At 66.4% G+C, this 20,700-nt stretch carries 20 protein-coding genes; 6 read left to right on the top strand and 14 right to left on the bottom strand.

Features of this window, described 5'->3' with window-relative positions; all coding sequences use genetic code 11:
• Positions 1-18: 18 nt before the first annotated feature.
• Both MUN73_RS12640 and MUN73_RS12635 read right to left on the bottom strand, forming a co-directional pair.
• On the bottom strand, positions 19-1,260 hold the full coding sequence (locus MUN73_RS12640) for an ABC transporter substrate-binding protein (RefSeq protein WP_250140851.1): 1,242 nt from the start codon (positions 1,258-1,260) through the stop codon (positions 19-21).
• 186 nt (positions 1,261-1,446) lie between these two features.
• Positions 1,447-3,066 (bottom strand): ATP-binding cassette domain-containing protein, encoded by a 1,620-nt coding sequence (locus MUN73_RS12635; RefSeq protein WP_250140850.1) that lies wholly within the window; start codon positions 3,064-3,066, stop codon positions 1,447-1,449.
• A 197-nt stretch (positions 3,067-3,263) separates the two neighbouring features.
• On the opposite strand from MUN73_RS12635, the gene MUN73_RS12630 reads away from it, so the two are divergent.
• Positions 3,264-4,004 carry an SDR family NAD(P)-dependent oxidoreductase gene (locus MUN73_RS12630; protein WP_250140849.1) on the top strand — a complete coding sequence of 247 codons (741 nt, stop codon included), beginning with the start codon at positions 3,264-3,266 and terminating at the stop codon, positions 4,002-4,004.
• A gap of 16 nt (positions 4,005-4,020) precedes the next feature.
• On the opposite strand, the gene MUN73_RS12625 is transcribed toward MUN73_RS12630, so the two are convergent.
• The 3 genes from MUN73_RS12625 to ddfA all read right to left on the bottom strand — a co-directional run bounded on the left by MUN73_RS12625 (position 4,021) and on the right by ddfA (position 5,766).
• Positions 4,021-5,001 carry an LLM class flavin-dependent oxidoreductase gene (locus MUN73_RS12625; protein ID WP_250140848.1) on the bottom strand — a complete coding sequence of 327 codons (981 nt, stop codon included), beginning with the start codon at positions 4,999-5,001 and terminating at the stop codon, positions 4,021-4,023.
• Positions 4,998-5,372: a nuclear transport factor 2 family protein gene (locus tag MUN73_RS12620; protein WP_250140847.1), complete on the bottom strand. Its 375-nt coding sequence runs from the start codon at positions 5,370-5,372 to the stop codon at positions 4,998-5,000. The genes MUN73_RS12625 and MUN73_RS12620 overlap by 4 nt, the downstream gene beginning before the upstream one ends.
• Before the next feature lie 106 nt (positions 5,373-5,478).
• On the bottom strand, positions 5,479-5,766 hold the full coding sequence (gene ddfA / locus MUN73_RS12615; protein WP_250140846.1) for a DdfA family disk-determining factor: 288 nt from the start codon (positions 5,764-5,766) through the stop codon (positions 5,479-5,481).
• 208 nt (positions 5,767-5,974) lie between these two features.
• On the opposite strand from ddfA, the gene MUN73_RS12610 reads away from it, so the two are divergent.
• Both MUN73_RS12610 and MUN73_RS12605 read left to right on the top strand, forming a co-directional pair.
• The gene (locus MUN73_RS12610) at positions 5,975-7,363 is read left to right on the top strand and encodes an MmgE/PrpD family protein (RefSeq protein ID WP_250140845.1); all 1,389 of its coding nucleotides are present in this window, start codon (positions 5,975-5,977) and stop codon (positions 7,361-7,363) included.
• A 50-nt stretch (positions 7,364-7,413) separates the two neighbouring features.
• On the top strand, positions 7,414-8,280 hold the full coding sequence (locus MUN73_RS12605; RefSeq protein WP_250140844.1) for an isocitrate lyase/PEP mutase family protein: 867 nt from the start codon (positions 7,414-7,416) through the stop codon (positions 8,278-8,280).
• A 42-nt stretch (positions 8,281-8,322) separates the two neighbouring features.
• Here MUN73_RS12605 and MUN73_RS12600 read toward each other — a convergent pair whose 3' ends face one another.
• The 7 genes from MUN73_RS12600 to MUN73_RS12570 all read right to left on the bottom strand — a co-directional run bounded on the left by MUN73_RS12600 (position 8,323) and on the right by MUN73_RS12570 (position 16,031).
• Complete coding sequence (locus MUN73_RS12600; RefSeq protein ID WP_250140843.1) at positions 8,323-8,826, bottom strand: 3-isopropylmalate dehydratase small subunit; 504 nt, start codon at positions 8,824-8,826, stop codon at positions 8,323-8,325.
• Complete coding sequence (locus MUN73_RS12595; protein WP_250140842.1) at positions 8,823-10,142, bottom strand: 3-isopropylmalate dehydratase large subunit; 1,320 nt, start codon at positions 10,140-10,142, stop codon at positions 8,823-8,825. The genes MUN73_RS12600 and MUN73_RS12595 overlap by 4 nt, the downstream gene beginning before the upstream one ends.
• A gap of 30 nt (positions 10,143-10,172) precedes the next feature.
• Positions 10,173-11,114: a hydroxymethylglutaryl-CoA lyase gene (locus tag MUN73_RS12590; RefSeq protein WP_250140841.1), complete on the bottom strand. Its 942-nt coding sequence runs from the start codon at positions 11,112-11,114 to the stop codon at positions 10,173-10,175.
• Positions 11,114-12,319, bottom strand: coding sequence for a CaiB/BaiF CoA transferase family protein (locus tag MUN73_RS12585; protein WP_265339231.1), 1,206 nt, complete (start codon positions 12,317-12,319; stop codon positions 11,114-11,116). Before MUN73_RS12585 ends, MUN73_RS12590 begins: the two co-directional genes overlap by 1 nt.
• Positions 12,320-12,387: 68 nt before the next feature.
• Positions 12,388-13,779: a dihydroorotase gene (locus MUN73_RS12580; RefSeq protein WP_250140839.1), complete on the bottom strand. Its 1,392-nt coding sequence runs from the start codon at positions 13,777-13,779 to the stop codon at positions 12,388-12,390.
• Complete coding sequence (locus tag MUN73_RS12575) at positions 13,776-14,447, bottom strand: isochorismatase family protein (RefSeq protein WP_250140838.1); 672 nt, start codon at positions 14,445-14,447, stop codon at positions 13,776-13,778. Before MUN73_RS12575 ends, MUN73_RS12580 begins: the two co-directional genes overlap by 4 nt.
• 144 nt (positions 14,448-14,591) lie before the next feature.
• A complete protein-coding gene (locus tag MUN73_RS12570; RefSeq protein ID WP_250140837.1) occupies positions 14,592-16,031 on the bottom strand; it encodes an FAD-dependent oxidoreductase in 1,440 nt (479 codons plus the stop codon).
• A gap of 341 nt (positions 16,032-16,372) precedes the next feature.
• Between MUN73_RS12570 and MUN73_RS12565 the strand changes: the two genes are divergently transcribed.
• On the top strand, positions 16,373-17,137 hold the full coding sequence (locus MUN73_RS12565) for an IclR family transcriptional regulator (RefSeq protein WP_250140836.1): 765 nt from the start codon (positions 16,373-16,375) through the stop codon (positions 17,135-17,137).
• Positions 17,138-17,773: 636 nt separating this feature from the next.
• Here the strand turns inward: MUN73_RS12565 and carA are convergent.
• Positions 17,774-18,850 (bottom strand): glutamine-hydrolyzing carbamoyl-phosphate synthase small subunit, encoded by a 1,077-nt coding sequence (gene carA / locus MUN73_RS12560; RefSeq protein WP_250140835.1) that lies wholly within the window; start codon positions 18,848-18,850, stop codon positions 17,774-17,776.
• A 102-nt stretch (positions 18,851-18,952) separates the two neighbouring features.
• On the opposite strand from carA, the gene MUN73_RS12555 reads away from it, so the two are divergent.
• Positions 18,953-19,366 carry an Lrp/AsnC family transcriptional regulator gene (locus MUN73_RS12555; protein WP_250140834.1) on the top strand — a complete coding sequence of 138 codons (414 nt, stop codon included), beginning with the start codon at positions 18,953-18,955 and terminating at the stop codon, positions 19,364-19,366.
• 28 nt (positions 19,367-19,394) lie between these two features.
• On the opposite strand, the gene MUN73_RS12550 is transcribed toward MUN73_RS12555, so the two are convergent.
• On the bottom strand, positions 19,395-20,015 hold the full coding sequence (locus MUN73_RS12550) for a hypothetical protein (protein ID WP_250140833.1): 621 nt from the start codon (positions 20,013-20,015) through the stop codon (positions 19,395-19,397).
• Between the two features lie 127 nt (positions 20,016-20,142).
• Between MUN73_RS12550 and MUN73_RS12545 the strand changes: the two genes are divergently transcribed.
• Positions 20,143-20,556: a helix-turn-helix domain-containing protein gene (locus tag MUN73_RS12545; protein ID WP_250140832.1), complete on the top strand. Its 414-nt coding sequence runs from the start codon at positions 20,143-20,145 to the stop codon at positions 20,554-20,556.
• Positions 20,557-20,700 lie beyond the last annotated feature (144 nt).

The raw sequence follows: 20,700 nt of genomic DNA, 5'->3' as shown, positions 1-20,700 counted from the left end.
AGATAACATTTAGTGAGTCTAGAGGTCAACGTCGATTTCGGCGAACTCTTCGGGTGCAACGACCCGGTCTTCGAGATCCTGCACCTGGAACAGCGGTGCCAGTGCGTTCTCGTTCTCGCCGTACTCGTCGAACGTGATCGGCGGCATGGCGGCCACGTGCTCGGACACCTCGATCTCCGCCAGCGCGTCGTTGATGTCCTCCGGGTCGCCGGAGCCGGCGTCCTCGATCGCGGCGATGATGACCTCCGTCGCCACGTACGTCATCGCGACGTTCGCGTCGAAGGACTGATCGAACTCCTCTTCGAAGCGGTCGCGGACATCCGCGGCGCGATCGTCGACTGGATTGAGCGCGAAGTTCGTCGCGAGCGCGTCCTCTGCCGTGTCGCCCATCTCCTCCAGTGCGCTGCGGTCGTTGAGCGCCTCGTTCGCACAGCCAGCCAGGAACGGCGGACGGTAGTCCTGATCGTCCATCGCACGGAGCAGTTCGACGGTCTCACCCTCGTAGGAAATCGCGATCACGACGTCCGGATCGGCCGACTGCAGCTGCGTCACTTGCGTGTCCGCCGTTTCGCCGAATCCGATCCCGACGTCTTCGACGACTTCGATCCCCTGTTCCGGAAGCTCCTCCTCGAGGGCGTCGCGGACGGACTGACCGAAGTCGATGTCGATGTAGTAGATGCCCGCGGTTTCGACCTCGTGGCCGGCGTCCCGGATCGCGGCCGGCATCAGGTCCGCGTGGTCTACGGCCATCTGCCTCGCCCGCGGCTGTGGTCGGTAGACGTAGTTCATCTCGGACTCTTGCAGGATGTCGTCGGCGACCGAGACCGAGATGACGAACGGAGTCCCATCGCGTTCCGCGGCGCGGGTCGCGGCGTTGGTGACCGGCGACGAGAAACACCCCGTGAGAACGTCCGCGCCCTCGCCGATGAGTTCGTCCGTGATCTCACCGCCGAGTTCCTGTTCCCCCTGGTTGTCGCCGCTTACGACCTCGAGTTCGGCGCCGTCCATCGACTCGATCCCGCCGTTCTCGTTCTTCATCATCGCAGCGAGCTTGACGGCGTTGTCCATCCGCTCGCCCGTCCCGCCGAGACTGCCGCTCAGCGGATGGTTCGATCCGATCACGACCGTATCGTCGCCGCCATCACCGCCGTCGTCCTCGCCCGGGTCCTGTCCGACGCACCCCGCGAGTCCAGCAGCCCCCGCTGCACCGACGTACTTGAGAAACTTGCGCCTGGGATTCCGATTGCTATGCGTCCCCATGTACTGCCATCTGGAATCGAACTACATATAGGTTTGTACTTTTCATTCCTGATAGTCATCTCGGCAACCAGTCACTGCGAGAGAGCGATCGCTGGGCCAACCGTCACCGCGAGAGAGCGATCGCTGGGCCAACCGTCACCGCGAGAGAGCGATCGGCGAGACGGACGACTGAGCGGTCGAGACCGATTACTCGAGTCCGAGGTACAGTTCGACGAGGTCGTCTTCGTCGCGCAGTTCGTGTGCCTCCCCGCCGAACTGTAACTCTCCCTGAGCGAGGATGTAGACGTGGTCCGCGATCTTGAGCGCCTCCCTGACGTTCTGTTCGACGAGAACGACCTGCACGCCCTGCTCGACGAGCGTCTCGGTCATGTCGAAGACGTCGTCGACGAGCGACGGCGAGAGGCCGGCGCTCGGTTCGTCGAGCAAGAAGAGGTCGGAACCGGTCATCATCGCCCGGCCGAAACTCAGCATCATCTGCTGGCCGCCCGAGAGGGACCGCCCGTCGGCGTCGAGTTTGTCTTCGAGGGCGGGGAACGCGTCGAGCACGGTGTCGAGTCGCTCCCGTCGGACCGATCGGTCGTCGACCCGGTAGCCGCCCAGGAGCAGGTTCTCGCGGACGGTCAGGTTGCCGAAGATCCCGCCGTCCTGGGGGAGCATCACCATCCCGTGATCGAGGTTCTGGTACGCGTTCGTCTCGGTGATGTCGGTCTCCCCGTAGCTGATCGACCCCGACCAGACCGGGACGGCACCGACGAGCGACTTGAGTAGCGTCGACTTCCCGCTCCCGTTCGGGCCGAAGATGCACGTCACGCCGTCGTGGCTCTCGACCGACACGCCGTCGATGACCGTGTGGTTCCCGTAGCCGGTGACGATGTCCTCGGCGACCAGGCGCTTGGCCGTCGACGTCACGTCGGGCGACACCTCCGAGAGGCCCGCCGTCGACCCGCCGTTGCTCGCGGCGGACGCACCGCCGGATGCAGTCACGGTGCCCCCTTCGCCGGCGTCGTCCGCCGTGATCTCCGTGCTCGACCGTGTATTGCGATCGAGCGTCTCGCCGAGTCCCGCGTCGGGGTCGGTCTCCTCGCCGAGATAGGCCTCCCTGACGCGATCGTCGCTCGTGACGGTCTCGAAGTCGCCCTGCATCACGACCTGCCCCTGGTTCAGCACGCTGACGCAATCGGTCAGCCCCGAGATGACGCTCATGTCGTGTTCGATGATCACGAACGTCTTGCCGTCCTCGTTCAGGTCCCGAAGGTGCTCCAGGATGCGGTTCTGCAGGGCCGGATTGACGCCGGCGGTCGGTTCGTCGAGCATGATACACTGCGGATCGAGCATCAGGATCCGGCCGAGTTCGAGGAGCTGCTGCTGGCCGCCGCTGATATCGCTCGCCTCGTGCTCGGCGATGTGTTCGATCTCGAGGCGCTCGAGGATCTCCTGGGCGCGATCGCGCTTCTCGTCGGTGATTCGGAGCCCGGACCCCAGCCCCTCCGTGTAGACGCTGAGGAGGTTCTCGCGGACGGTGAGGTCGGTAAACGGCGAGGCGATCTGGAACGTGCGCCCGAGCCCGTTCCGGGCGATTTCGTCCGGTCCCATCCCCGTGATCTCCGCGCCGTCGAAGAACACCTGCCCCCCGTCGGCGTCGTAGAAGCCGGTCACCGTATTGAAAAACGTCGACTTGCCGCTCCCGTTCGGCCCGATGATCCCGTGTACCTCACCCCGTTCCACGCCCAGCGAGATGCCGTCGTTGGCGATCAACTCGCCGAACGTCTTGGTTAGGTCCGCAGTCTCGAGTATGTAGTCGCTCACAGCCGTATATCAGACCAGTCCAGTATAAGGGTTTCCCAGGCCGTCCGGCGGCGCTCCCCGCGATCGATTCGCGGATTCCGGAGCCGAACGATCGCGGAGCCCGCAACGTATAACACGGGTCGAATTCAGGTGCTATCCGATGCACCGGAGACCATTCACAACCAGGGCAGTCTCGCGGAGGGACGAATGACGGACCAGTGGTTCGAGGGACGGACGGCGATCGTCACCGGCGCAGCCCGCGGGATCGGCGCGCGTGTGCGCGATCGCTGGCCGAACGCGGGGCGACGGTCGTCGCCGGCGACGTGGCCGACTGTGACGCAGTAGTCGCCGACGCCACCGACCTGCCCGGAACGATCCGCGCGATCGACGCGGACGTCAGGGAACCCGCCGATCTCGATCGACTCGTCGCCGAGGCGACCGAACGGGGTGACGGAAGCCTCGACGTACTGGTCAACAACGCGGGCGTGATCGCCCGCGAACCGATCGACGACCTCGCGCCGGAGCAGTGGGACGAGGTGATCGAGACGAACCTCACCGGGGCCTACAACGCGATCAGCGCAGCGACGCCCGCGCTCCGCGCGTCGAGCGGTGCGATCGTCACGATCTCGTCCCTCCTCAGCCACGTGGGGTACCGTGACCGGGCCGCCTACAGCGCGTCCAAAGGCGGACTCGACGCGATGACGCGGGCACTCGCCGCGGAACTGGGGCCCGACGGCGTCCGTGTCAACGCGGTCAACCCCGACTTCATCCGGACCGAGATGACCCGAACGCATCTCGACGAGGGACGGGAAGACGCGTTCCGGGAGAAGACGGCGATCGATCGGCTCGGCGACCCCGAGGACGTCGCCGCGGTCGTCGCGTTTCTGGCGAGCGATCGCGCCGCGTTCGTCAGCGGCGAGACGATCCTGGTCGACGGCGGGCAGGCGGCGCTCGGGTAGGCCCGCCGGTCGACCGTCATCGCGGCCGCGTCGCGCGGAGCACGGCCTCGACGGCCGCCCTGTCGACCCCGCTCGGCGCGCGGACGATCGGCAGGTCGACGCCCGCCTCGCGCAGGTCCGACAGCTGTGCCCTGACGCTCGACTCGTCGCCGACGACGGCGACCCGATCGAGGAACGCGTCGTCCACCGCGTCGGCGGCCGCGGCCGGGGTCGGTGCCGTTTCGACGCGGTCGATCATCTCGTCGAAGCCGGCCTCGGCGGCGACGCGGTCGTAATAGCCCGGAACGTCCCTGAAGTACCGCGCCACGTGAGCGGCCGCGGCGTCGCGAGCGACCGATCGATCGTCGTCGACCGAGACGAGCACGTACATCGCTACGTCGACGTCCGATCGCTCCCGATCGCCCCGCTCGAGACCCGCGTCGAGCCACTCCTGGGCGCGCTCGAACGCCGGTCGCGGGTAGAGGTTGGGGAGCCACCCGTCGGCCAGCTCGCCGGTCAATCGGACGTTCGTCGGCCCGAGCGCCGCGTTGTAGATGGGAATCTCGGAACGAACCGGATCGAACGCCTCCCAGAACGCCGTTCGATCGGGGCTGAAGAACTCCCCGTCGAACCCGGACGGGTCGCCGGCGAGGTACCGCCTGACGAGACGGATGTACTCCGCCAGCCGGGCGATCGGTCGCTCGAACTCGGTGCCGTGGAACGCTTCGACGACGCCGGGGTGGGCGACGCCGAGCCCGAGGATCGCGCGCCCGCCGGAGTGGGCGTCGAGGGTCGCGATCGCCTGCGCCGTCGCCGCCGGCGTGCGCGAGAAGACGTTGACGATCCCGGTCGCCAGCCCGATCTCCTCGGTCGCGACCGCCCAGCGCTCGAGTTTCCCGAACGCCGTTTTCCCCTGTCCCTCCGCCGCCCAGACGCTCTCGAAGCCGAGGCGTTCAGCCTCGCAGACGAGGTCGGGGTCGTCTCGCGTCGCGAACAGCACGCCCGTCCGCCCCGTCACGAGACGACCCCCTCCGCAGCGAGGTCGTTGTAGATGTCCAGCCGGGCGATGCGGCCGTCTTCGACCCGGTAGACGTCGACGTACCGGACGTCCTCGAACCGCTCCCCGTCGGCGTCGACGCCGTAGAGCGTCCCCTGACTCACGACGTGCGATCCCGCCTCGATCCAGCGGTCGAATTCTTTCTCGGCCCACTCGTATCGCGGCGCGAGCCACTCGAGCAGTTCCGTCGCGGCGTCCGCACCCTCGAAGCGCGTTCCGGGGAGCGTGACGACCGCGTCCGCGGTGAACAGTTCGTCGACGGTGTCGCGCTCGTCGTCGTCCGCCATCCGATCGAAGAACTCCTCGACGACAGCGCGTGGTGTCTGACTCATGCGCGATCGGCGGTTGTCGTGCGAGACCCATAGTTCTACCCGCAGTTCGCCTGTCAGTTCGCCGGCTATCCCCCCGACGCCGCGCTCCTGCGGATCGCTGTCCAACTCAGTCGCCATCCCGGATGCGAACGACCGACGGTCGAACGTCGATCTCGTAGCCGCAGTACCGAAACGAGACGCGATCGGCCCCGCAGTTCGGCTCGTCCGGAAACAGCGCGTCGATCGCCTCCGGATCGATCGCGTCGTACAGCGGCGGTAGATCCATCGGATTGCAGCCTTCGAGCCGTGCAACTGCCGTTATCACGGTGTGCGACGGGGGACCGGTCGTCGCCCTGTCCCAGAGCCGCTCGTCGCCGTCGGCGTAATCACGGTGTCCCCCCTCGTCACTGGTCATGCTATCACGTGATGCACCGCCCCACCTCAAAAGTATTTCTCCCACCGGTCGCCTCGCCGTACCGGTGAGATAGCTTTAGGTCGCTCCCGGCGAAACGGGGCGGTATGCGATCGTGTGACAGCTACCCGAGGAGACGCGAGTGCCACGGCTACGGGCGGGAACCCGACGCGACGACCCCAGTCCGCGAGTTCGCGACGAGGTGGAATCGATGAGCGACGACGAACCGGACCCGACGAGCGAGTGGGAGGCGTCGATCTTCGACGGTCTCGAGTCGCCGGTTCCCGATCCGGTGCTCGATCGCGGTGCGAAGACGGTCGCGGACGTGCTGGCGGCGACGGTCGCCGGTAGCGCGGCCGAGCCGTACGACGACGTCTGGGAGCGCGTCGACCTGCCGCCGGGCGACGCGACGGTCGTCGGCACGGACCGGACGACGGCACCGGTCCAGGCGGCGACGCTGAACGGGACCGCGGCGATCGTCCAGGAGATCGAGGAGGGGCACAACACGGGCGGACACGTCGGTGCCGGAATCGTCACCGGGGCGCTCGCGATGGCGGAACGGGCGGACGCCGACGGCGAGACGCTGGTCGAGAGCTGCGTGCGCGCCTACGAGATCTGTGCCAGGCTCGAGTACGCCATCTTCGCGATGAAAGATCGGCTCAACGACGCCGTCCCGTGGCTCGTCAGGGACCCACACTCGACGTGGACGACCGTCGGCCCGGCCGTCGCGGGCGTGCTCTGTACCGATCCCGATCGGTCGACGGTCCGCGAGACGTTCCGACTCGCGGCGAACCGCGCCGTCGTCTCGATGGACGACCCCTACGAAGCGGGCCCGCCGTCGCGGAACGTGACCGCGGGTGCGTCCGCGAGCGCTGGCGTCACGATGGCCCAGCTCGCACGAGCCGGGATGCCCGGGTCGGCGACGGTGATGGAGTCAGTGTACGATCCCTTCGAGGACCTGCTCCCCGAGGGGTTCGCGTCGCTGTTCGCCGACCTCGGCGAGCGCTGGGCGATCACGGAGAACTACTTCAAGCCGTATCCGTCCTGCCGGTACACGCACGCCCCGCTCGACGCGTTGCGCGCCGTCGATCGCGATATCGAACCCGCCCAGATCGATCGGGTCGTCGTCGAGACGTACGCGAACGCGGCGGACATGGCCCACACCTCGCCGGAGACGCTGACGGGCGCGAAGTTCTCGATCCCGTACGTCCTCGCCCGACAGCTCCACAGCGGCGACGTCGCGCTCGAGCACTTCACCCCCGACGCGATCGCCGAGGACGCAGTCCAGCGGCTCGCGGACCGGGTCGAGGTCCGGGCCGACGACGAGTTCGAGGCCGCGTTCCCGGACGACTGGGGGGCCCGCGTCACCGTCGAGCGTCGCGACGGCGACGCGGTCAGCGCCGAGCGCGCGTACCCGCGCGGCGACTACCGTGATCCGATCCCCGGCGACGAGTTCGCGGCCCGGCTCGAGACGCTCCTCGCGCACGGGCTCCCGGCCGCCGATCGCGAGCGGGCGACCGCGGTCGTCCGATCGCCCAGGGAGTACGACGCGCGGGCGATCGGGGCCGCGCTTCGCCCGGAACGTCGAGGCGATCGGTAGTCACCGAGACGATCAACAGACATTTGCGACCGCCGACGCTGACCGACGATATGGACTCGAACGCTACCGTTCTGCGCCGACGTCTCACCGACGACGAGATCGTTCTCGCCCCGGGCGTCTCGGACGCGCTCGAGGGCGTCCTCGCCGAACGCGCGGGTGCGGAGATCCTCTACGTCAGCGGCAACGCCGTCGCCTCGTCGGTCCACGGCGGCCCGGACCTCGGACTCACGACGATGACCGAGACGGTCGATCGGGTTCGACAGATCGCCGGCGCGGTCGACCGGCCGGTGCTCGCGGACGCCGACGACGGCTACGGCAACGCGCTCTCCGTCCGTCGGACGGTCCAGGAGTTCGAACGGGCGGGCGCCGCCGGCGTTCACGTCGAGGACCAGGACGCGCCGAAGCAGTGCGGCCACTTCGACGACAAATCCCTCGTCCCGATCGAGGAGATGTGCGGGAAACTCCGCGCGGCGTGTGACGCCCGCGCGAACGACGCGTTCGTCGTCGTCGCCCGCACCGACGCCGTCGCCGTCGAAGGGATCGACGCGGCGATCGATCGCTCCCGCGCCTACGTCGATGCCGGGGCCGACGCGGTGTTCGTCGACGCGCCGGAAACCGAAGCCCACCTCGAACGGATCGGCGACGAACTCGCGGACGTGCCCCTCGTCGTCAACGTTCCCTACGGTGGGAAGACGCCGATGCTCCCGGCGGACCGACTCGCGGAACTCGGCTACGACTGCATGCTGTTCGCGACGACGGCCCAGAAGGCGAAGATCGAACTGCTCGCGGACGTCTACGAACACCTCGTCGAGACCGGCGACGAGCGCGACCTGACCGACAGGGTCGCGACGTGGGAGACCCGCGACGAGGTCACCGGACTCGATCGCTGGCGCGACCTCGAGCAACGGTACGGTTAGTCGGTCGCCGAAACCGCGACTCGACCGTCCCGAGTGTCCGCGTTACTCGGCCGTCCCGAGCTTTCGTTTCGTGTACGGTTTCAGCCCGCCCCCGTCGACGAGGTCCTGCAGGAACGGCGGCAACGGTTCGGCGTCGTACTCCTTGCCGGTCTCGTGATTCGTCACGGTTCCCGCGTCGAGATCGATCGAAATCTCGTCGCCGTCGTCGATCCGATCGGCGTCGGGACAGATCAGGACGGGCAGTCCGAGGTTGATCGCGTTCCGGAAGAAGATCCGGGCGAACGACTGGGCGACGACGCCGTCGACGCCGGCGCCGAGCAGCGACAGCGGCGCGTGCTCACGCGAGGACCCGCTCCCGAAGTTCTCGCCGGCGACGACGAACTCGCCGTCCGCGACGTTCGCCGAGAACTCCGGCCGGAGGTCGTTGAACGCGTGGTCGGCGAGTTCCTCGGGGTCGGTCGAGACGATGAACCGCGAGGGCGTGATCTGGTCGGTGTCGACGTCGTCGCCGAACACCCACGCGCGGCCGGGGCCCTCGACGCTCATCGGACCACCCCCGCGTCGGCGACCGCGTGATCGTCGTACCGCGGCGTCTCGACCTCCCGCGGATCGGTGATCTCGCCGTACAGCGCCGTCGCGCCCGCGGTCGCGGGGCTCCCGAGGTAGACGCGACTCTCCATCGACCCCTCGCGCCCGGGGAAGTTGCGGTTCGCCGTCGCCAGGCAGACGTCGTCGTCGCCGAGGACGCCCTGGTGGTAGCCCGCACAGGCGCCACAGCCCGCGCTCTGGAACGTCGCGCCCGCGTCGACCAGCGTCTCGAGGACGCCCGTCTCGAGGCACTTCTCGTAGACGGCCTTCGACGCCGGGACGACGATCAGCCGGGTCCCGGGGGCGACCCGCTCGCCGGCGAGCACGTCCGCGACGGTGCGGATGTCCTCGTACCGGCCGTTCGTGCAGGTCCCGACGAAGACCTGGTCGACCGGCGTCCCCACGACCTCGTCGACGTCGACGGCGTTCTCCGGGTTCGACGGCTTCGACACCTGCGGCGCGAGGTCGCTCCCCTCGTAGGTGTGGACCGCCTCGTAGGTCGCGTCGTCGTCCGACGCGAGGTCCGGATCGATCGACACGTCGAGTCCGGCCTGCTCCTCGAGGTAGGTCGCGACGCGGTCGTCGGGTTCGACGATGCCGGCCTTGCCGCCCATCTCGATCGCCATGTTCGCGAGGACGAGTCGCTGGTGGATCGGCAGGTCCTGGATCGCGCTCCCGGCGTACTCGGCGGTCATGTACGTCGCGCCGGCGAAGCCGACGTCGCCGATGAACGTCAGGATGAGGTCCTTCGCGTAGACGCCCTCGGGCAGGTCGCCGTGGACCTCGAACCGGAGCGTCTCGGGGACGCGGAACCACAGTTCGCCCGTGGCGAAGGCGGTGCCGAGGTCCGTCGAGCCGACGCCGGTGCCGAACGCACCAAGCCCGCCGTAGGTCGTCGAGTGCGAGTCCGCGCCGATCACGAGGTCGCCGGGTTCGACGAACCCCTCCTCGATCATCACCTGGTGGCAGATGCCGTCGTTGATCTCGTACTGGTGCGTGCCGTACGCTCGGGCGAACTCCCTGACGATGTTGTGGTTGTTCGCCGCTTCGACGCCGTCGGCCGGCGCGTGGTGGTCGAGCGTGAAGACGACGTCGTCGGGCGCGGCGAGGTCGCCGTCCTCGCCCGTCACGTCCTCGAACGCGTCGATCGCCAGCGGGCCGGTCACGTCGTGGGCGATCATTTCGTCGACGGCAGCCTCGACGTAGTCGCCCGCGGTGACGTCCCGTCCGGCCTTCTCCGAGAGTATCTGTTCCGTTATCGTTTGTCCTGTCATAGTGGTGTCTGTCGCTGGTGTGGGTGGTCGTCAGTTCGGTTCGTCGTCCGTCGTCGCGAGCACCTGCTCGCGCGTGCCGCCCATCAGGGCGTGGCTCGGCGTTCCGAGATCGAGCCGATCCGCGACGTCGTCGGCCACCTCGAGCAGTCGATCGAACTCGGTCCGGGTCTCGATCGCCATGTCCCGCAGCATGTTGACGAGGTCTTCGGTCGGCGTGTTGCCGACGTCCCCGAGGCCGCCGGGCAGGATGGTCCCGCCGCCGAGCCCGCAGACGGAGGCGTCGAACCGGGAGACGCCACACTGCATCGCCGCGAGCGTGTTCGCGAGACTCATCCCGTTCGTATCGTGCAGGTGCAGGCCGACGTCCGCGTCGGGGTGGTCGTCGTACAGGGCCTCGAGCATCGCCGTCACCTGTCGCGGATCGGCCATCCCCATCGTCGTCGCGAGCGTCACCTCGTCGACGCCCGCCTCGAGGACTCGATCGACCACCGAGAGGGTCCGCTCCTTCGGGATCTCGCCCTCGTACGGGCAGAAGAAACTCGTCCCGAGGCCGGCCTCGACCTCGATATCGGTGCCGTCCGCGAGGTCGACGATCGCCTCGATCTGCGCCAGGTTCTCTTCCAGGGTCATCCCCTGGTTCTTCTGGCGGTAGGCGTCGCTGATGACGACCAGGGCGTTGACCTTGTCCACGTCGGCCTCGATCGCGCGTTCCATCCCGACGGTATTCGGCACGAGCGCCCGGTAGCAGACGTCGTCGTGGCGATCGATCCGGGCCGCGACCTCGTCGGCGTCGCGCAGCCCCGGCACCGCCTTCGGATGAGTGAAGGAGGTAAACTCGATCTCGTCGACGCCCGTCGTCGAGAGCGCGTCGATCAGGGCGACCTTCTCGTCGGTCGGGACGAAGTCGGGATAGCGCTGGAAGCCGTCCCGCGGGAGCATCTCGACGATCGTCGCCGACTCGGGCAGGTCCATCAGATCACCCCCTCGGCCTCGAGTTCCGCGAGCACCTCGTCGTCGTACGCGAGGTCCCCGCCCAGCACCTCCTCGTTGTGCTCGCCGAGGTCCGGCCCGAGGTACTCGACGTCGCCCGGCGTCTCGCTGAACTTCGGAATCGCGTTCTGGACGGCCGCCTCGCCGAGGTCGTCGTCCTCGACGGTGACGACGGCCTCCCGGGCCCGGTAGTGTTCGTCCGCCATGATGTCGGCGACGTTGTAGACCGGCGCGATCGTCGCGTCGTGCTCCTCGAAGGTCTCGAGGATCTCCTCGCGGGTGTGGTCTGCCATCCAGTCCTGGATGATCGCGTCGAGTTCCTCGACGTTCTCGAGGCGGCTCTCGTTGTCCTCGAAGCGCGGGTCGTCCTTCAGGTCCGGCCGCCCGATCGCGTCGAAGGTTCGCATCGCCAGGGGCTGGGCACTCGCGGCCAGCGCGACCCAGCGATCGTCTTTCGTCCGGTAGACGTTGCGCGGCGCGGACGAGGTCGATCGGTTCCCCGAGCGACGGGCGATCTCTCCCGTCTGGTCGTAGGAAAGCGGGAACGGCCCGATGAGGTTGAAGATCGGTTCGATGAGGCTGACGTCGACGACCTGGCCGCTGCCGCCGTTGACGTCGCGGTGATAGAGCGCGAACATCACCGAGAAGGTCGCGTAGAGCGCGGCGATGTTGTCCGCGAGGCCGGTCGGCGGGAGCAGGGGTTCGCGATCCTCGAAGCCGTTGACGTAGGCGAAGCCGCTCATCGCCTCCGCGAGCGTCCCGAAGCCGGGTTTCTCCGCGTACGGGCCCGTCTGTCCGTAGCCGGACATCCGGAGCATGACGAGCCCCGGATTCTCCTCGGAGAGCGTCTCCCAGCCGAGGTTCCAGCGTTCGAGCGTCCCGGGACGGAAGTTCTCGATCAGCACGTCCGCCTCGGAGACGAGGTCCCGGAAGACCGTCCCGCCCCGCTCGGACGAGACGTCTAGCGTGACCGATCGTTTGTTCCGGCTGAGGTATTTGTGCCACATCCCGATCCCGTCCTTCTGGGTCCCGAAGTTACGGATGTGGTCGCCGTGTTCGGGGTGTTCAATCTTGATCACGTCCGCGCCGAAATCGGCGAGGAACCGACCGACGGTCGGTCCGGAGATCATCGATCCTGCTTCGACTACGGTGAGTCCGTCCAGCGGACCCGGTTGATCTGTTGTCATAGTAGCTAGTGGATATCTGCTGAGTCCTGTGGTCGTGGCGAGTGTCGGTGGGTAGTGCGTTCGGGGTGTTAAATCGGCCGGTCGACGTGGGTTCCCGATCCGGGCTCGGCGAGCACCTCGCCGTCCTCGTAGGCGACCTCGCCGCCGACGATCGTGTGCGTCGGCCAGCCGGTCACGTCCCGCCCCTCGTAGATCGAGTAGTCCGCGACGCTCTGGAGGAGGTCGGGCGTCACCGTCTTCGTCTCGTCCAGGTCGACGACGACGAGGTCCGCGTCGCTGCCGACGCGAATGGTCCCCTTCTTCGGGTAGAGGTTCCACGCCTTCGCCGTGTTCGTACTGGTCACCTCGACGGCGCGCTCGAGACTGATCCGGCCCTCATCGACCCCTTCCGAGAGGATCAGCGGGAGCATGGTCGCGCTCGAGGGGAATCCGAGTTTGCTCTCGCGGATCGTGTCGCCGATCTTCTCGTCGGTCGTGTTCGCGCAGTGGTCGGTGCCGATACAGGAGATGGTTCCGTCCGCGAGGCGTTCCCAGAGCGTCTCCTGGTCCTCGGCGCTACGGACCGGCGGGTTGACCTTCATCCGATCGTCGCACTCCTCGGTCGTCAGCGTCAGGTAGTGCGTGCACGTTTCCCCCGTCACGTCGTAGCCCGCCTCCTGGAGCGTCGCGAGTTCGTCGGCCGTCCGGCCCGCGCTGACGTGGACGGCGTAGAAGCTGTCGTCGTAATCGTGCTGGCGGGCGAGACTCGCCCCCGAGACGAGGCTCTGGGCCTCCGCGTAGTCCGGGAACTCCTCGACGAAGACCCCGTAGTCCCCCTCCTCGGGGTCGCCGTTCGCTTCGGTCTCGACGTAGGGGTTTCCGCCCGCTAGCGCGTTCGTGATCTCGACGTTCTCGGAGTGGTAGCCGAGCGTCGTCTCCACGTCCTGCTCGGCCAGGGTCTCGATGAACTGGCTCCCGAAGTCGTCGCGCATCTCGCAGTCGACGCCGAACTTCTCGCTGGCGGCGTACTTGTAGTTCATGTACCACTTGAACGTCGTGATCCCGAGGTCGTCGACGATCGTCGGGATCTCCTCGATATGGTCGAAGGAGAGCAGGCCGAGCGAGAAGAAGTAATCGTGGCGGTAGTTCTCCTCGGCGGCCGCGACGTAGTCGTCCATGATCTCCGCGTAGGCGCCCGGCCGGCGGAAGAAGTTCCCGGTCGTCGTCACGCCGCCGACGAGGTCCGATCGGCTCTCGGTGTTCGCGTCCTCGGCCAGCGAGTTGTAGATCCCGTGGTGGGTGTGCGGATCGATCGCGCCGGGGAGGACGTGGTTGCCGTCGGCGTCGACGACCTCCTCACCCTCGAGCGAGCCGGGATTCCCGATCGCGGCGATCCGCCCGTCCTCGGCGGCGACGTCGGCCTCGAGAAGCCCGTTCTCGGTGACGAGCGTGCCGCCAGTGACGACCAGTTCGTAGCTCACGCCGTCTCACCCATGTTCCGCAGGTACGTCTCGACCTCGTCGGTCTCGAGCACTTCCGCGTACTTCATCCACATGTCGAGGAGGCCGATCTTGTGGGAAGCCTCGATCCGATCGAAGATACACTCCTGGGGGAGCACGACGTCGAAGCCGTGTTGCTGGGCGTCGACCGTCGTCGCCCGCACGCAGCCGCTGGTGGAGTTGCCGACGATGACGAGCGTGTCGATATCGTTGCGATTCAGCCGCGCCAGCAGGTCCGTCCCGTAGAACGCGCTCGCGTAACTCTTGTCGATGACGGTGTCGTCCGGTTCCGGCGCGACGGGATCGACGATCCGGAGGTCCTCGTGGTCCGGGTCGTCGTACGAACTCGGGATCACCCGCGTGTAGCCGACCGGAACGTCGTTCTCGCGGGCGAACGCGAGGAAGTCCTCGATCCGATCGACGGCGTCCCAGGCGATCTCGCCCATCGCGGTCCGATGCTCCTCGACGGCCTCGAGGATCGGCACGTCGTCACCGACGATCAACTGCTGGACGTCGATCACCAGCACCATCGGGTTCTCCCCCGCGCCGCGGGATTCCCACGACGAGGCGCCTTCCTTGTCGTACCCTGCCTTCTCGATGACGCGCTGGTCCTGCTCCGAGAGCAGGTCCTCCCAGATACGTTCCGTCATAGTAGAAATCGTGTGAGTCGATGGTTATAAACTTGCGTACTCCGCTCCAAAATCTGACGGTTCGTCGATCGATCGCGCTCTCGGGCACGGGCGCTCGCGTGCTGCAATCGGCGAGGCGACCCCGACGTCGATCCACGGTCCCGGTTACTCGGCATCGATCGTCGCCCCCGCGTGCATCCCGGCGAGCCGTCCGAGGCCGAGCGCCGTGGTGAGTCCGTTGCCGCTCAGGTAGCCGCCGGGCCCGTGCCCGCTGATGCCGACGGCCGTCCCGCCGCCCGCGTAGAGGTTCCCCACGACGCCGCCGTCCGTCGTCTGTACCCTGGCGTGCTCGTCGACGACGAGTCCGCCCTGTGTGTGAAACAGCGATCCGGTGACGGTCGCTCCGTAGAACGGCGGTTCGAGAACCGATCGACCGTCGACCCGGCCGACCGAGTCGGGTTCGTCGTTGCGGACGGCCTCGTTGTACGTCTCGAGCGCCTCGGCGGTCGAGTCGGGGTCGCAGCCGAGCCGTTCTGCGAGCGACTCGACGTCGGGCGCGCTGACGTACGAGCCGAGTTCGACCGCCTCGTCGAAGTCGTCGAACTCGCCCTCGAGTTTCTCGAAGATTCGCTCGTCGAAGATCTCGTAAGCGACGTTGTCCGGCTGTTCGACGACGTCGATCGCCAGCGCGGAGTACCCCTTGGCCTCGTTACCGAACCGATCGCCGTCCTCGTTGACGAGAAAGCCGCCGTTCATGATGACGGCGTACGTCGAGAGCGCACCCGTCCCCTGGACGACGGTCGCGTGGCCCTGGTAGGAGTCCATGCAGGCGAGTTCGGCGTCGAGTGCGGCCCCCCAGCGGATGCCGTCGCCGGTGTTCCCGTCCGACCCGAAGTAGAGCGCGTCGGCGATCTGCCCGCAGTTTCGGTCGACCATCCGCCGGTTCCCGGCGAACCCGTCGGTCGCGAGGATCACCTTCCGCGCGCCGATCACCTCCTCGTGGGTCTCGCCGGCGACGGCCCCGACCACTGCGTCCCCGTCGGCGACGAGTTTCCTGACGGGCGTGTGTTTGAGGAGTTCGACGTTGTCCGTCGCCTCGATCCGATCGGCCAGTTCCGCGACCAGGTTCTCGCCGTTCCGGCCCGGCGGGGCGTGCATCCGATAGGTCGAGTGTTGCGGGTAGGTGAAGTCGTCGACGAACTGCAGCGTGATGTCCCAGTCGTCGACCAGCCAGTGGATCAGGTTCGTGCTCTCGGTACAGAGGTGGCGAACCATCTCCTCGTCGGCCTCGTAGTCGTTCTTCTCGAGGATGTCCCGGGCCATGTCCGCGGGCGTCTCGTCGATCCCCGCGTCGCGCTGGAACCGGGTTCCAGCGGCCGGGATCATGCCGGTCGAAAGCGACGTATTTCCCCCCAGTCGGTGTGACTTCTCGAGGACGGTCACCGTGCCGCCCGTTCGTTCCGCGGCCGCGAGCGCCGCGACCAGTCCCGTTCCGCCACCCCCGGCGACGAGAACGTCGGTTTCGACGTCGAACGTCACGTCCGCGACGTCGAGTACTTCCGGTGTCGAGTCGTCGATCGTCCGGTTCCCTAGCTCCGCAGGCATTACACCCCGATGGTGGTCCTACCACTATGTAAACTTATCTCACCCAGCGAACCGCCGGACGCAACCGGATTCTCGACGCGATCGGTGGCGACCGAACCCTCTCGGATTCGGCAGAGCGGAACGGCCCGGCGGTGAGCGGTCGAGTCGGGCGTCTCCGGCGCGTAACCGGACGGCTGCGATCGCCGCACGAGGCGCGTGAAAACACTGCACACGACCGCTCGAGTTTCTGGAACGGGACCGGTTCGAGCGATCGACCGGCCGGCCGACGGCGTCGTCGTTCCGGGGTGGCGAACGGCAGTTCGGCTAGAAAGAACTTTGGGCGTCCGCCCCGAACGGAAACCATGGAAGACGGCACATCGGACGGGATTCGATCGGTGAAAACCGCGTTCGACGTTCTCGAGTACGTTCGCGACAACGACGGCGCCGGCATCACCGACATCGCGACTGCCCTATCAGTCTCGAAGAGCACCGCGCACGGCCACCTGACGACCCTCGAATCGCTCGGCTACGTCGTCAAAGTGGGCGGGACGTATCGACTTGGCCTCAAGTTTCTCGAACTCGGACACCAGGCCCGATCCAGGTACAACCTCTACGAGGCGGCCAAGTCGGAAGCCGACCAGCTCGCACAGTCGACGGGCGAACGGTGTCAGGTGATGGTCGCCGAGAACCTTCGTGGGGTCTACATCTACCAGACGGCGGGTGAACAGGCCGTCCAGACCGACTCGCACATCGGGAGCACCGTCGATCTCCACTGTACCGCCGTCGGGAAATCCTATCTCGCCCACGTTCCCGACGACGACCTCGAGACGTACCTCGAGACCGTCGGTCTCCAGGAACGAACCGAACACACGATCACCGACCGGTCGGAGTTCCTGGCCGAACTCGAGGCGGTCCGCGAGCGCGGGTACGCGTTGAATCACGAAGAGCGAATCGAGGGGATGCGCGCAGTGGGAGCGCCGATTCTCACCGACGACGGCGACGTGCTGGGTTCGATCAGCGTCTCGGTTCCGACGACGCGCATCGACGACACCGTCCACGAGAGCGACCTCCCCGAGCAGGTCCAGCGAAGCGCCCGCGTCATCACGATCAGAACGACGTACAGCTAAGCCGTGTCTGGTATCACAGAACACGGACCACGACAACGCGCAACTCGCCCGACTGTCGATCGGTCGAGAGCCGAAATCGCCAGTTCGTCGCAAGAACGACGCCGCTCGTGACCCGGTGTTCGGCTGTGCGGAACGCGATCGGTCGACGGAGTACCTCCACAGCGGTCCCGTTCGAACGACCATCCAATTACGTCCGTACCTCTGTAAAATACCGGGAGTGGAGTTCAGTTCTCCAACCGAGCTCTCGTATCGACGACCATATGTGACAGATTGGTATTACAAAATAGATCTAGATATATTGTATATCAATCACTTCTGGAATGGAGGTGCCAGTCGGTAGTATAACGAACCAGAACACCTACAAACGCAGTACAAGCGAGAATCGATAGTAGATGGTGGAGCGGACGAACGAAACTGGAAATATGCAGTTAATTGCAACTAATATGGCTCTATCGTCGAATCTCTGAACGCAGATTCGAGGGCCCCATTTTCATATATAGTCCGATACTAAACGGAATCTCTCGGAATAGCTATCTGTCCAGACACTCCGGGCAGAGCGCCGAACGACAGCGTGGCCACTCGCCGATCGAACCGTGATGAAACGTCCAGCGGCGGAATCAACTGGCGACGAGAGAATCAGTCGTCGGCGGGAACGGCTCGCTGGCTCTGCCCGTCCGCCATCGCGAGGACGTCGTCGAAGAAGTCGAGGGTGTCCTCCGGTCCGGGGTTGGCCTCGGGGTGGTACTGGCGGGTGATGACGTCGTACTCGATGCCGTCGATTCCTTCGGGGGTGTCGTCGTTGACGTTGATCTGCGTGACCTCGAGGTGCTCACCAGGGTCGGCGACGGTGTAGCCGTGATTCTGGGTCGTCATGACGACCCGGCCCGACTCGAGGTCGAGGACCGGCTGGTTGACGCCGCGGTGGCCGAAGGTCATCTTCTCGGTGGTGCCGCCGAGCGCCTCGGCGACGATCTGCTGGCCGAGACAGATGCCGGCGACGGGCGTGTCCTCGACGAACGCCTCGACGAGCGCGATCGCTTCCTCGTAGTTCGCGGGGTCGCCGGGTCCGTTCGAGATGAACAGGACGTCGGGGTCGACGGCCTCGACGTCCGCGGGCGTCGCGTCGTGCGGGAAGACGTGGACGGTCGCGTCGCGCTCGAGCAGCGAGTCGACGATCGACCCCTTCGCGCCGCAGTCGACCAGCGCGACGGTCTCGCCGTCGTTGTCCGCGCCGTGGACGACCGTCTCGTCGACGCTGACCTGCGCGCCGATCTCGGTGTGGTCGCTCATCGCCTTGCACTCCTCGAGTTCCGCGAGGGCGTCCGCCTCGGTGACGTCCTCGCCGACGGCGATCCCGCACTTCATGGCGCCGCCGTCGCGGATGTCGGTGACGACCTCTCGCGTGTCGAGGTGATCGATCGCGGGGACGCCTTCGCTCTCGAGCCACTCGGCGACGTCCTCGGTGAGTTCGCGGGCGAGGACCGCACGCGGGTGGACGCGGTCGGACTCGAACCGTTCTTCCCGGACGCCGTAGTTGCCGATCAGCGGGTACGAGAACGTCAGGACCTGTTCCTCGTAGGACGGATCGGTCAGGCTCTCCTCGTAACCGGTGTAGGCCGTCGTGAAAACCAGTTCGCCACGAGCCGTTCCCGGAGCACGACCACGCCCCTCGATTACGTGGCCGCCCTCCAGTGCAACGTAGGCTGGTGTCATTACGAACTACGTATTGATCCTACCGGCATAAGTGTTGTCTTCGAAGCTGAGTTACGAAATTCGTAATCGGTAAGTGCGGGACACGCGTAGTCACGCATCTCCATGGACGACCTGGACCGACAGATCCTCGATATTCTCCGGCGTGACGCCCGAACGCCGTACACGGAGATCGCAGACGAGGTCGGGACGAGCGAAGGCACCGTCCGCAATCGCGTCGAGCGGATGATGGACGACGACGTCATCGAACGCTTTACCATCTCGACCCGGACCGGGAACGTACAGGCGATGCTCGAGATCAGCGTCGCGGTCGACGTCGACACCAAAGCCGTCTCCGAGCGGATGGCCGAGTGGGACGAGGTCGACTTCGTCTGGATGGTTTCGGGCGAACAGGACATCGTTCTCGTGGTCGACGCCGCGGACACGCGCGGGGTCAACGATCTGATCACGAAAGCGCGGGACCAGGAGGAAGTCGTGAGCACCAAGACGCGGCTGATTCTGGACGAGGAGTTGGGGTGACGAGGGAACGACGATCGCGCGAATCTCCTCAGGGAATCTCGTCGACGACGTCCCGCAGTTCGTCGACGTCGACCCACTCGTGACAGCGATCACCGGTGAGGAGGAGTTTGACGTGCGAGGCCGCCATCCCGTTGTCGTACCGCTCGCGTTCGATCCCTTCGTCCGGGTAGCGGCGCTTCAACACCCACACGTGGTCGCGGTACGAGGGGGCGAACAACAGCCCCAGTTCCCAGACGTAGCCGCCGTCGAAGTCTTCGAGCACGGTGACGATGTGCGTCGCCCGTCCGCAGAGGATGTCGAAGACGCGGTGCCAGAGCCTGATGTCTTCGGGCGTGAGGTCGAAATCCTCCAGTCGAAGGGCGACCGCCGGCGGATCGGTCCGCGCGTCGAGCAGGTCGCGAACCATCGTCCGTCGCGTCGCGGCCCCAGTCTCCCCGCCCGCTCCCGCGATCAGGTACCGCCGATCGTGGCCCTTGATGCGGTCCATCGCCTCGCCGGTAACGACGTCCTTGATCCGCTGGTGCTCGCTCGGCGTGAGCGTGACTGACTCGATCTCGGACAGAATCTCCTCCTCAGTCGGTATCTCGGCGCCCTCGCGCCCCTCGGACTCGTCTCGCCTCCCGAAGTCGGGCCCGCCGTCCGTGTTCATCGTTCGATCGAGGTTTCGGTAGTCACATTAATTGTTCGTTTTCCGTCGAATTAGTTGTAGATTCATTTGTGCATCTAGCCTCATTTCGATGCGAGTGTTTATGATGCTGGCGCCCCTATGGAGACGTATGATACCCGAGACGGCCGACCCGGGTCAGGAGGGATCGACGGGGTTCGATGCGTGGCGGGCCCTCCAGAAGGCGACCGACAAGAAACGGGCCGACATCCTCGCGGACGTCGTCGGTCACCCGAAGGGGATGCCCAGCGTCGAGGAACTGGACTACATGAACCCGCCCCTGAGCGACGACGCCATCCGCCGGCACCTCCGAACGCTGGAAAGCGTCGGCGTCGTCCGCGAACGTGAGTTCGAGACGGGCGAACGGCTCCGGGACTACCCCTACAAGTTCTACGAACTCACCGAGGACGCGCGCGACCTGTTCGATCGCAACGGCCTGTTCCCCGAAGAGGCGTGGAAGCGCCAGTACCTGGCAGTCGAAAAGACGCCGCGAATTCGAGAGATCGAAGAGATGCCCCGCCCTTGACATCCTCCCCGCCCTGAACAGTCGTTGCCGAACCAAGATGTAGAACAAGCTGAAACAGATTGCTTCGTCACCGAAAGTGACGGAGTAATTGATCCAGTGAGTGGAGGTGCAGTTGAGAGAGCGAAGGAGCGCCGCTCATCGGCG

Origin of the sequence: Halosolutus amylolyticus, assembly GCF_023566055.1 — an archaeon.
GTDB classification, from domain to species: Archaea; Halobacteriota; Halobacteria; order Halobacteriales; family Natrialbaceae; genus Halosolutus; species Halosolutus amylolyticus.
This window is presented reverse-complemented; position numbering and strand designations above follow the sequence as displayed.